Below are 10,808 nucleotides of genomic sequence, written 5' to 3' on the forward strand. Positions count from 1 at the left end.
GCGCTCGGCCGGAGCATGCACTTCCGGTCGACTGGGACTCGTTCTTCCACCACAACGGCAGCCTCGACCTGGACAAGGACGGCGTCGCCTGCGAGAAGCACTGACCTCGGCTCCCGCCCGAGCAGACACCACGGGCAACACAACGAACCGGCTCACGTCGAGTTCCGACGCAGCCCACCCCTCGGCCTGCACGCCTTCCAGTGTGCATTTGGAGGCCTGCGTCACCCCGGCGTCAACGTTTGAGCCTGACAACCAGACAGCCCGACAGCCCGACAGTTGTCTGCCCGAGACTGTCGGGTGGACGCCGGCTCTAGTCGTGGCTGAGGCGGTAACCGCGGCCGCGGACGCGTGTGAGACGGGCGTGACCTTCGAGCCGGGTGCGGAGCCGGGCCGCATGGACCGCGACGGCGTTCGACGAGGGCGCCTGGCTCACGTTGCCCCACAGCGCATCGCGGATGGTATCGGTCGACACGACGCTGTTGGCGTTGAGCATCAGGACGCGGAGCAATTCGAACTCCTTCAGCGGCACACCCTCCAGTGGGCGACCCGACACGCGCACCTCGAACGCACGCGGGTCGAGCTCGATGTCACCGAAGGCAATGCGCGCCCGCGAGTCCATGTCGCGGGTGTGCGAGACCAGGCGCTCCATCACCTCGTCCGCCTGGTAGGGGCGGGCCACTGCCGACGCGGCACCGGCGAGGAACAGCGGCCCGACGGCATCAGCGGCGCTCGCGTCCAACCCGACGAGTACGAGTCGGGCGTCGTGCCGCTTGACCGCCTTCACGAACTCGCACGCACCAACCTCGTCCAGCAACGGAGTCACGACGACGGCGTCGGGGTCCAGTCGCCCGTAGGCGATGAGGCCATCGACGGCGCTGGTACACCAGGTGACGCTGACCCCCTCGGCGCCCAGGCCGGCGGTGACAGCGTCGCGGGCGCTGTCGTCAGGGTCGACGATGAGCAACTGAATGCCGACCGAGCGTGTCCATCGCTCGTCGGTGGCCCGGGCGAGGGCCCAGCGTGGCGATGAGGGCGGCTCGTCCCGCACCTGGCCGACCGACATCGTGGCTCCTTACCCGAACCGGCCGGAGATGTAGTCCTCGGTGCGCTTGTCGCTGGGCTGGGTGAAGATCTTCTTGGTCATGTCGAACTCGACCAGCAGACCGGTGCGGTTGCCGCTGGTCTCGTCGGCGCGCGCGGTGAAGAACGCGGTCCGGTCCGCGACCCGGGCGGCCTGCTGCATGTTGTGAGTGACGATGATGATGGTGTAGTCCTCCCGCAGCTCGACCATCAGGTCCTCGATGCGGGCGGTGGCGATGGGGTCCAGTGCCGAGCACGGCTCGTCCATCAAGATGACCTCCGGCTTCACGGCCAGGGTACGCGCGATGCACAGTCGCTGCTGCTGCCCACCGGAGAGCCCGTAGGCGGACTGCTTGAGCTTGTCCTTGACCTCGTCCCACAAGGCGGCGCGGCGCAGGCATTCCTCGACGTGGTCGTCCATGTTGGTGACCTTCATGCCGGTCGACCTGGGGCCGTAGGCGATGTTGTCGTAGATGGACTTCGGGAACGGGTTGGGCTTCTGGAAGACCATGCCGATGTGGCGGCGCACCGCGATGGGGTCCACGTCGCGGTCGTAGACGTTGCGTTCGTGGTAGGTCACGCGTCCCTCGACGCGGGCGCCTTCGACGAGGTCGTTCATCCGGTTCAGGGACCGGAGCAGGGTGGACTTGCCGCAGCCGGATGGGCCGATGAGGGCGGTGATCTCGTGCTTGCCGAAGGGCAGGGTGACGTCGGTGACGGCGCGGAAGTCGCCGTAGTAGACGCTGACGTTCTCGCAGGCCATGACCGGGTCCGGTTGGATGCGGATGTCGCGTCCCCCGGCACCGGTCGGGGAGAACATCGCGCCGTCGAGAGTGGCGGTGCCCTGCGGGCCGGGCCCCGAGAGGACGGCTTGGGAGGTGGAGTAGGAGGCCATGGTGGTCACCAACGCTTCTGAAATCGGTTGCGGATGATGATGGCCACCGCGTTCATGAGGAGCAGAAGCCCCAGCATGACGATGATGGCCGCGGATGCGACTTGCTGGAAGGCCAGCTGAGGCTGGGAGGCCCAGTTGAAGATCTGGATGGGCAGGGTGGTGAAGCCCGACATCAGTCCGTCCGGGTCGTAGTTGACGAACACCAGCCCGCCGAGCAGCAGAAGGGGTGCGGCCTCGCCCAGGGCCCGGGACAGCGCCAGAATGGAACCGGTGGCAATGCCGGGGACCGCTGCCGGCAGGGTCTGCCGCCACACCGTCTGCAGCGGTGTCGCACCGAGTGCGAGGGAGCCGTCGCGGATCTCACGCGGGACTGCCCGCAGCGACTCGCGGGTGGCGATGATGATGACGGGCAGGATGAGCAGCGCCAGCGCGAGGCCGCCGGCCAGGACCACCCGCCGTTCCAGTCCGATAGCGAGCGCGAAGCCCGCGGTGAGCATGCCGTAGACGATGGCCGGGACCGCGGCGAGGTTGGTCAGGTTGACCTCGATCAGCTTGTTGTACCAACGGCGTCCGTCGGCGAACTCCTCCAGGTACACCCCGGCCGCGACGCCGATCGGGATGGCGAGCACCGCGGTGACGGCGATGACCCAGGCTGAGCCGAGGATGGCGGCCCGCGCCCCCGCAGTCTCGGGTAGCACCTGGGAGGTGTACCGGGTGAATAGGTTCGCGTCGAGGCGGACCGCGCCATCCATGAAGGCGTCGATGATGAGGACCGCGAGGCAGAGCACGGAGAACGCCAGCGAGAACCAGAGCGCGAGCAGGAAGACGATGGACCGGCCGTTGCGGTCACCGTGCCGGTCGGCCTTGAGGTTGACCTTGCCGTCGGAGGCGGGTCGAACGAGTGCGCCGATGCTGGTCATCAGTACACCTCCCGGACGCGGCGGACGATGACGCCGGCGAAGAGGTTGAACGCGAGGGTGAGCAGGAACAACAGCAGCCCGACGGCGAAGAGGGTGTTGTAGGTCAGGGTGCCCGGGGTGCTCTCACCGGTCGCGGTCTGGGCGATGAACCCGGTCATCGTCTGCCCGTTCCCGGTCGGAGTGGTCACGATCTGGGCGCGCGTGCCGGCAGCCAGGGCCACGATCATGGTCTCGCCGACCGCGCGAGAAAGCGCGAGGACGATGGCGGCGGTGATGCCGGAGATGGCGGCGGGGAAGACGACCCGCAAGGTGGTGCGCATCTTGTTCGCGCCGAGCGCCATCGACCCTTGCCGGAGCGCCTGCGGGACGGCAGACATGGCGTCCTCGGACAACGATGCGACGGTCGGGATGATCATGACGCCGAGCACCAGGCCGGCGGCCAGCACGCTGAAGGTGCCCACCTCGATGCCGAGAACGCCGTTGAGCAGCTGCGGTGCGACGAAGTAGAGAGCGAAGTAGCCGTAGACGACCGAGGGGATTCCGGCCAGCACCTCGAGCACCGGCTTGAGGATGCGGCGGACCCGCTCGTGGGCGTACTCGGAGAGGTAGACCGCGGCGCCGAGTCCGAACGGGACCGCGATGGCCAGGCCGATCGCGGTGGTCCACAGGGTGCCGGTGATGAGGGGAAGGACGCCGAAGTCGGCGTCGGCGAAGGTGGGTGCCCACCGTGTGCCGAAGAGGAAGTCGCCGATGGGGACTTCGCGGAAGAATCGGATGGCGGGCACCAGCAGCGAGAAGAAGATGCCGATGGTGATGGCCACCGACAGCATTGCGGCGCCGGACAGGCCGACCATCGCCAGCCGTTCCCCGATGCGGGAACCGGGCCGGGTCAGCTGGACCGGGGTGGGGTCAGCCCCGAGGGAGCCCGCCTGGTTCGGCGGACCCCCTGGGTCTGTGACCGTGTGCGTCACAACTGGGTCTCTTTCACTGCGAAGGGTTTCCGGGTTGGTCAGCCGAGGGACGAGGCGGCGTCCTCGAGATCGGCCGACTGCTCCTCGTTGAGCGGGATGAACTGCGCTGCCTCGGCGATGTCGGCGTCGCTGGCCACGTAGTAGTCGACGAAGGCGGCGACCTGCGGCTTGTCGGCGTAGGACTTGTTCGCGACGTAGACGAACAGCGGCCTGGCCAGCGGCGTGTAGGAGCCATCGCCGGCGGTCTCGGCGGACGGTGCGACGCAACCCTCGCCGCTGTCGACCTCGAGGGCCTTGAGCGCGTCGGCGTTCTCCTCGTAGTAGGTGAAGCCGAAGTACCCGAGCGCGTTCGGGGAGCCGCTGACGCCCTGCACGATGACGTTGTCGTCCTCGGAGGCGTTGTAGTCCGACCGACTGGCGCCCTCTTCACCGTTGATCACGTCGGTGAAGTAGTCGAACGTGCCGGAGTCGGTGCCCGGCCCGTACAGCTCGAGGTCCTCGTCGGGCCACTCCGGGTTCACGTCACTCCACGTGGTGACCGTGCTCTCGGCCTCCGGGGCCCACATCTTGTTGAGCTCTTCGGTGGTGATGCAGTCGACGAAGTCGTTCTCGGCGGACGTGACGACGGTGAGGGCGTCGGTCGCCACGCGCAGCTCGGTGTACTCGACACCGTTCTCTTCGCAGATGACGATCTCCTCGTCCTCGATCGGACGCGACGCGTTGGACAGGTCGGTCTGGCCCTGGCAGAACTTCTCGAAACCGCCGCCGGTGCCCGACGTCGCGACCGACACGTTCACGTCCGAGTTCTCCTCGGCGAACAGCTCGCCCGCTGCCGAGGTGAGCGGGCCTACGGTCGATGAACCGTCCGCGACCACCTCACCACTGACCGAACCCTCGCCGCTCCCGCCGCCCGCTTCGGCCTCGTTGTTCCCACCGCACGCCGCAAGGCTCATCGCGAGAACAACCGCGGCCGGCGCGGCGGCGTACCTCAGGGGAATTCGCTTCACTGAATGTGCCTCTCAAGTGGGCCGCACCTTGCGGCCTGAACGTCTCTGACAACACCTGAACGTAGGGAGGCGAAGTGAATGCGTGACCCGCGCTCTTTGAACGGAAAGTGAACAGAATCGGGCACTTCCTGTCACGAAAGGTCAGAATCGTGACGCCGACTACCAGCACGCCCTTCGCTACACCGGTAACAGCGGAGCCGTGTGGTCGCCGGGAGGGGATCTGACGAGCGCGGCGACGCCCAGCGGTGGGTCTCCGTGACCACCCTCGCTGGAAGCGTTCGTTGGGCTCCGGGGCCCCGCCCAGGCGCCGCTTTCGGTATCGCGCGCCCCGTCGGGGGTGCCACCAGGAATAGCCTGAACGGCATGGCTGGGCAGGTGTGCTCACGAGAGCCGACGAGGCCATGCCGGGCGCCGGCCCACGACTGCTGCGACGCGGAGGACCCCGCGAACTGACGCCACTGGCGCCGTCCTGCGGCGCCGATGCTCAGTCCTGCCCAGGGCCCGCACTCGACCGACGTCCCAAATGTGGCGCTCGTGCGAGGCGGTGTCGGTCGCTCATGCCGCCGTTCGTGGGTGGTTGGAGCGCACATCTGCGGTCTGGGGACAGCCGCAAACTGGTTCCCCGGCGGCGAGCGCGTCAAGCGGTCGCGGACGGGAGGCGGCCGGGGTCTCGGAAGTGGTGGCGATGTTCGCCGGGGGTCGTGCTGAGCCGGCGACGGAAGGTTCGATTCATGGTTTCGGGCGTGCCGAAGCCACAGGTCTTCGCGATCTGTTCGATGGTCCTGTCGGTGGTCTCCAACAACCGGCAGGCGGACTCGAGCCGTACGGCCTCGACGTGGTCCGCCGCGGTGGCACCCACTTCGGCCTTGAACACCCGGGTGAACTGTCGTTCGGACAGGTTGATCTGTCGGGCCAGTGCTGACACCGAGAGGTCATCGGTGAGATGGTCGCGCAGCCAGGACAGCAAGTCCCGCACGGGCTGGGTGTCGGCGGCCTGCCCGGCCAGGAGTGCGGAGAACTGCGCCTGACCACCGGAGCGCTGCAGGTAGACGACGAGCTGCCTGGCGATGGTGGCGGCGGCCCGATGTCCGTGGTCGTCGGCCACGAGAGCAAGGGTGAGGTCGATGCCGGCGGTGACACCCGCTGAGGTCCAGACGTTGCCGTCGTGGACGTAGATGGCGTCGGGATCGACCGTGACGTCGGCATAGCTGTCGTCCAGGAGTCCGCACTCGGCCCAGTGGGTGGTTGCACGTCGCCCCTCCAGCAGCCCGGCCGCGGCGAGCACGAACGCCCCGGAGCAGACCGAGGTCACGCGGCGCGCATCGGCCGCAAGCCGTCGGACGTGGTCCACGAGCTCGCGATCGGTGACGACGGCGTCCATGTCAGCGCCACCGGCCACCATCAAGGTGTCGACGGGGCCCGAGACGTCGGTGATCGGAGTCGAGGCGAACTCGAGTCCGCAGCTGGCGCGCACCGGGCCGCCCTGCGCGGTCACGACCTGGGTGCGGTAGCGGACTGCGGGAAGGAACCGGGTGGCGCTGGAGAAGACCTCGAGCGGGCCGGTGACATCGAGGATCTGGGCGGTATCAAAGGTCACGATGACCACGTCCCGCTCCGCGGTGGGCTCGAGCGTCGGCTGGCTCGACCGCGGGTACGTCGAGCTGGTCATCGGGGGTCCATGTGTCGAAGGTACGCCGCCGATGCGATGGCCGACATCGTCAACGACCTGTCCTTGTGGGTGACTCACCCCGGCCACACGCTGAAGACATGAAGGTCGCCCACTTGCTCTACCCGGGGTTCACCGCAATCGACGTGGTCGGGACCTTCCAGGTTCTCGTGGCGGCGCCGGGCATCGAGAGCGTGTTCGTGGCCGCCGAGGCTGGCGCCGTCGTCGACGACACGGGACTGTGTGCGCTGCGGGCGAGCGCGGGCATCGCCGACGTCGCGTCCGCCGACGTGGTCGTCGTCCCCGGCAGCGACCGCGTCTGCGACCCGGACGCGACCCTGGTGGAGTGGCTCCGCGTCGTGCACCCGACGACGACATGGACTCTCAGCGTCGGCACCGGGTCCAGCTACCTTGCCGCCTCCGGCGCTCTCGCCGGCGCCACGGCCGCCACCACCCACTGGGCCTCGGCGCAGCGCCTGACCGATGCGGGCATCACGTACTGCGAGCGGCGGGTGGTCCGGGCCGGGAAGGTGCTGACCTCAGCCGGGGCGTCCGCGGGGATCGACCTCGCGCTGACCTTGCTGGGCCTCAGCCACGGCCCAGCCGTCGCCCAGACCGTGCAGCTGGCATTGGAGTACGACCCGCAACCCCCCTACGACGCCGGCTCTCCGGCGAAAGCGCCCGCCGAGATCGGCGAGATCGTGAGCTCCTACTACGCGCAAAGGTGCAGCTGATGCCTCCGACCCGGAACCTTCTCCCCGAGACGCGTATCGCGCTCGCGTCCGACCAGGCACCCCCGGCCGGTCGTCCGGCCCCCAGCGGCCGCCGCCGCATGGCCGAGGTGGTCGTCGGTGTCGGTTTCGTGGCCACCTGGGTCGTGCTCGGACTCCTGTCCTGGTTGGGGTTCCTGGGCCTCGTCCTGCTCGGGGTACTCCTGCTCGCAGCGTTCCAGACCGTGGTTCGTCGCCGGCCGTTGCGGACGCTGCTCGCCCGTGACACCGTCGGGTTCGCGCGTGGCCGACCGGGAAAGGTGCTGGCCGCTGCGGTCTTGATCGGCATCCCCGTCACGATGGTGCTGGTCTCGGTGAGCGGCGCCCGGTACGGCCAGTACGCCGACGACAGCTGGAAGGCGCTACTCATGCTCGCGGTCCTGGCCGTGAGCTATCTCGCCTCCCGGCGTCTCCTGCTCACCGTCCTGGTGGCCGCAACCACCGTGGCCCTCACCTCCTGGGCGCTGGCCCCGAGCCTTGCCACCGCTCGCAACGGCGACCCCCAGGTCCTGACGCACCTCGACCAGCAAGCCGGCTGGGGCATGCTCACCGGCTACCACAATCTCGCCGTAGCCGAGATCGACCTAGACGCACCCCGGCCGGTACGGCTGGCCGGCATCGGCGCCGACGACACCACGCCCATGGAGGTCGGGTCCATGACCAAGGCGATGACCGGACTGGTCATCGCGGACGCCGTGCGTCGCGGCGAGATCCGGATGGACACCCCCGTCTCCACTTACCTCCCGCAGCTGCACGGCTCACCGGCCGGCAACGTCACCATGCACGAGCTCGTCACCCACACCTCCGGCTACGCCGAGTTCGGCGCCGCGACCCTGCGCCGCGCAGCCTGGAAGGCCCCGCTAGGACAAAACTTCTTCACCGCCACCAGCGCGGAGATGACCACGGAGACCAAGGCACAGGACCTGAGTGACCGTGGCGACTACGCGTACTCCACCCTGGGATCAGCCACCGCCGGCCAGGCCGTCGCGGCGGCAGCCCACATGAGCTACCCGGACCTGATGCGCATCCGCCTGTTCGAACCGCTCGGCATGTCGCACACCGCCATCGAAGAAGGCCACGCACTCGTCGCCGGTGGAAGATCGGCGACCGGGCTCCCGGTCCAGCCGTGGGTCATGGATGCCTACGCACCCGGCGCCGCCGCCGTCTCCACCACCGGCGACCTCGCCAAACTCGCCACCGCGCTCCTCGACGGGACCGCACCCGGCACGGCCGCCCTGGAGCCCACCACAGCCACCGACCAGTCGAACACCCGCATCGGCGCCTTCTGGCAGATCTCCACCTGGCAGACCGGCCAGACCATCACCTCGCACGCCGGACAGACCGGCGGCTACGCCTCCTACCTCGGCCTCGACCGCCCCCGCCACAAAGCCGTCATCGTCCTGTCCGATGTCGCCAACGACGCCAGCGACCTCGGAACCCAACTCCTCGCCCACCGCAGGTAGTGGCACCGGGTCCGAGGTCCCAGCGCTCGCGTCGACCCATGGACCGACTGCGACCCCGAGCCCAGAAGTCCGGATATGCCGCGTTCCGCGTGCCGCGTGCTTCGTCAGGGCGTTTAGTCAGGCTGCCAGTGCGGCTGGGCGCCGGCGTCGGCGTCGGCGTCGTAAAGTGCGCTGCAAGGCCGGGAAGGCGATGCATGCTGACCCGTGCGACGACAACCTCGTCGGCGAGGGCACCCTGCCGTGAAAGGACCGGAACGCATCCGGAACTTCGGTGTTCGGAGCCCCACCCAGCGGCTACGGCTAGCGGTGGGTGTACGGGCTGGCGCATTCGTCGTGAATTTCGACAGAGGTGATCCAGTCGATGAGGGCGGCTCGGCTCACTCGGATCTGTCGCGAGCGTCCGGCGGCTAGTCCGGCTCAACCCGCTGCCCCGCGTCACAGCATGCGCGGTGTGCGCCTCAGCCGTACCGCGCCTCACGTGTGGCGAAGCAAGCCCAGACCGTCTTGGACCCGTCGTCGACACTGAATCCCCAATCGAGACTCACCAAGGCCACGATGTTCAGTCCGCGACCGTCCGCATGCATGACCTGGTGCGGACCACGGACCGGTGCCTCGTCCGAGTCGTCTCGCACGGTCAGCATGACCGTTTCGTTCGCTTGCGACAGGGTGACGGTGAAGGCGGTCTGCGCGTGCACCAATGCGTTGGTTGCTAGTTCACTCGCCACGAGTCGGACGGGATCGACGAGGTACAACAGCCGGTGATCAACGAGGTGCTCGCAGACGAAGGCACGGGCTGCCGACGCGCTCGTCGGTGTCCCCTCAAGTCTGGTCTGATGCGACCAGTTCAGTGCGGTGCCCGTCATGTCCTTTCCCGATCTCAGAGGTTCCGAGTTCAGCCGGGACTCAACGGGGTCTTGGCAGCTGCCAAGGCGTCGAAACCACTGTACGCCCTATTTCGACACCCTCCCTGGAGCGACCGACTCGAAATCCGAACGCACTCTCGTGCCGCGATGCGCGCGGTTCGCGCGAAGCGTGCTCAGGCTGCGCGGGCAGCTGGACGCCGCGCTCGTTCCCGGGACAGGTAACGCAATGTCGTAGCGATGCAGGCGACCTGAAGCCAGCCAGTTGCCGAATTGGTCGTGTTCTCGAACGACTTCGCCAACCGGCGGGAGCGCCCCAGGCGGCCGTGGGCCACCTCGACGCGCCAGGCGTGCCGAATGGGGCGGAACACCGGCTGCTTTTCGTCCCACCCGACCCGACGGATCTCGAGGAGCTTGTGCCGCCGCGCCGAGACGAGGCGCGTGCTGCGTGTCACGCGAGGCGTGACGACCGGACCGATCTGGCTCGCCGCGAACACACGCTGGCCCGGCCCCTCGGATTGAGGGGCCGGGGTCGCGTTGTTATCGATCGTGGCTTCGTCGTCACTCGCCTCAGGGGATCGTGCTTGGTTTACCCAGATTCCTGTTTGCGTTCCGGCTGGCATTCCCCGTTGGGGGATAGCCCTGGTTTACCCACCCTCAGCTGCAGCCGCTCGTGCTCCCGCACCCTTCGCAGACGTAGCAGCTGCCGGCAGGGCGCATCTTGGTGCCGCAGGTGAAGCAGAGCGGGCTGTCGACCGCCGTGCCGGTGATCGCCTCGAGGAGCTCGGCGGACGTGTGTGCGCCCTTGGGGGCGGGCTTCTCCGCGGCCGTCTCGACCTTGGTCTCGAAGGGCTCGACCGCCGGGGTGTCGTCGACCTCGACGGAGCCCTGGTCGACCTCGACGTCCTCGATGGGCTCGTAGGAGCCGGTCTCGAGCTGGCGCTGACGCTCCTCGGCCGAGTAGATGCCCATCGCGGAGCGGGTCTCGAACGGCAGGTAGTCAAGCGCGAGGCGGCGGAAGATGTAGTCCATGATCGACTGGCTCATCCGCACGTCGGGGTCGTCGGTGAGACCGGCCGGCTCGAACTTCATGTTGGTGAACTTCGAGACGTAGGTCTCCAGCGGGACGCCGTACTGCAGCGAGATGCTGATCGCCATCGAGAAGGCGTCCATCAC

The 10,808-nt window shown here is 68.3% G+C and carries 10 protein-coding genes and 1 pseudogene; 3 read left to right on the forward strand and 8 right to left on the reverse strand.

Going from position 1 to position 10,808, the window contains the following annotated elements; all coding sequences use genetic code 11:
• A partial coding sequence (locus VFH10_RS18345; RefSeq protein WP_414689827.1) for an excalibur calcium-binding domain-containing protein occupies positions 1–104 on the forward strand: 104 nt, incomplete at its 5' end.
• A 206-nt stretch (positions 105–310) separates the two neighbouring features.
• Here the strand turns inward: VFH10_RS18345 and VFH10_RS03165 are convergent.
• The 6 genes from VFH10_RS03165 to VFH10_RS03190 all read right to left on the reverse strand — a co-directional run bounded on the left by VFH10_RS03165 (position 311) and on the right by VFH10_RS03190 (position 6,542).
• A complete protein-coding gene (locus tag VFH10_RS03165; protein WP_325125851.1) occupies positions 311–1,063 on the reverse strand; it encodes a response regulator transcription factor in 753 nt (250 codons plus the stop codon).
• A 9-nt stretch (positions 1,064–1,072) separates the two neighbouring features.
• Positions 1,073–1,843: a phosphate ABC transporter ATP-binding protein PstB gene (gene pstB, locus VFH10_RS03170; protein ID WP_325125867.1), complete on the reverse strand. Its 771-nt coding sequence runs from the start codon at positions 1,841–1,843 to the stop codon at positions 1,073–1,075.
• 137 nt (positions 1,844–1,980) lie between these two features.
• Positions 1,981–2,895 (reverse strand): phosphate ABC transporter permease PstA, encoded by a 915-nt coding sequence (gene pstA, locus VFH10_RS03175; protein WP_325125854.1) that lies wholly within the window; start codon positions 2,893–2,895, stop codon positions 1,981–1,983.
• Positions 2,895–3,749, reverse strand: coding sequence for a phosphate ABC transporter permease subunit PstC (gene pstC / locus VFH10_RS03180; RefSeq protein ID WP_325125855.1), 855 nt, complete (start codon positions 3,747–3,749; stop codon positions 2,895–2,897). The genes pstA and pstC overlap by 1 nt, the downstream gene beginning before the upstream one ends.
• A gap of 155 nt (positions 3,750–3,904) precedes the next feature.
• Positions 3,905–4,873, reverse strand: coding sequence for a PstS family phosphate ABC transporter substrate-binding protein (locus tag VFH10_RS03185; RefSeq protein WP_325125857.1), 969 nt, complete (start codon positions 4,871–4,873; stop codon positions 3,905–3,907).
• A gap of 637 nt (positions 4,874–5,510) precedes the next feature.
• Positions 5,511–6,542, reverse strand: a complete 1,032-nt coding sequence (locus VFH10_RS03190) for a GlxA family transcriptional regulator (protein WP_325125859.1) — start codon at positions 6,540–6,542, stop codon at positions 5,511–5,513.
• 98 nt (positions 6,543–6,640) lie between these two features.
• Between VFH10_RS03190 and VFH10_RS03195 the strand changes: the two genes are divergently transcribed.
• Together VFH10_RS03195 and VFH10_RS03200 are read left to right on the forward strand one after the other, a co-directional pair.
• Entirely contained in the window at positions 6,641–7,273 is a 633-nt protein-coding gene (locus VFH10_RS03195) for a DJ-1/PfpI family protein (RefSeq protein WP_325125861.1), read from the forward strand.
• The gene (locus VFH10_RS03200; RefSeq protein ID WP_325125863.1) at positions 7,273–8,772 is read left to right on the forward strand and encodes a serine hydrolase domain-containing protein; all 1,500 of its coding nucleotides are present in this window, start codon (positions 7,273–7,275) and stop codon (positions 8,770–8,772) included. The genes VFH10_RS03195 and VFH10_RS03200 overlap by 1 nt, the downstream gene beginning before the upstream one ends.
• A gap of 458 nt (positions 8,773–9,230) precedes the next feature.
• On the opposite strand, the gene VFH10_RS03205 is transcribed toward VFH10_RS03200, so the two are convergent.
• Together VFH10_RS03205 and VFH10_RS03210 are read right to left on the reverse strand one after the other, a co-directional pair.
• Positions 9,231–9,635, reverse strand: coding sequence for an ATP-binding protein (locus VFH10_RS03205; RefSeq protein ID WP_325125865.1), 405 nt, complete (start codon positions 9,633–9,635; stop codon positions 9,231–9,233).
• Between the two features lie 654 nt (positions 9,636–10,289).
• Positions 10,290–10,808, reverse strand: a pseudogene (locus tag VFH10_RS03210) (vitamin B12-dependent ribonucleotide reductase); the annotation flags it as partial.

The organism is Nocardioides sp. (assembly GCF_035697785.1).
In the GTDB taxonomy this organism is placed as follows: Bacteria; Actinomycetota; Actinomycetes; order Propionibacteriales; family Nocardioidaceae; genus Nocardioides_B.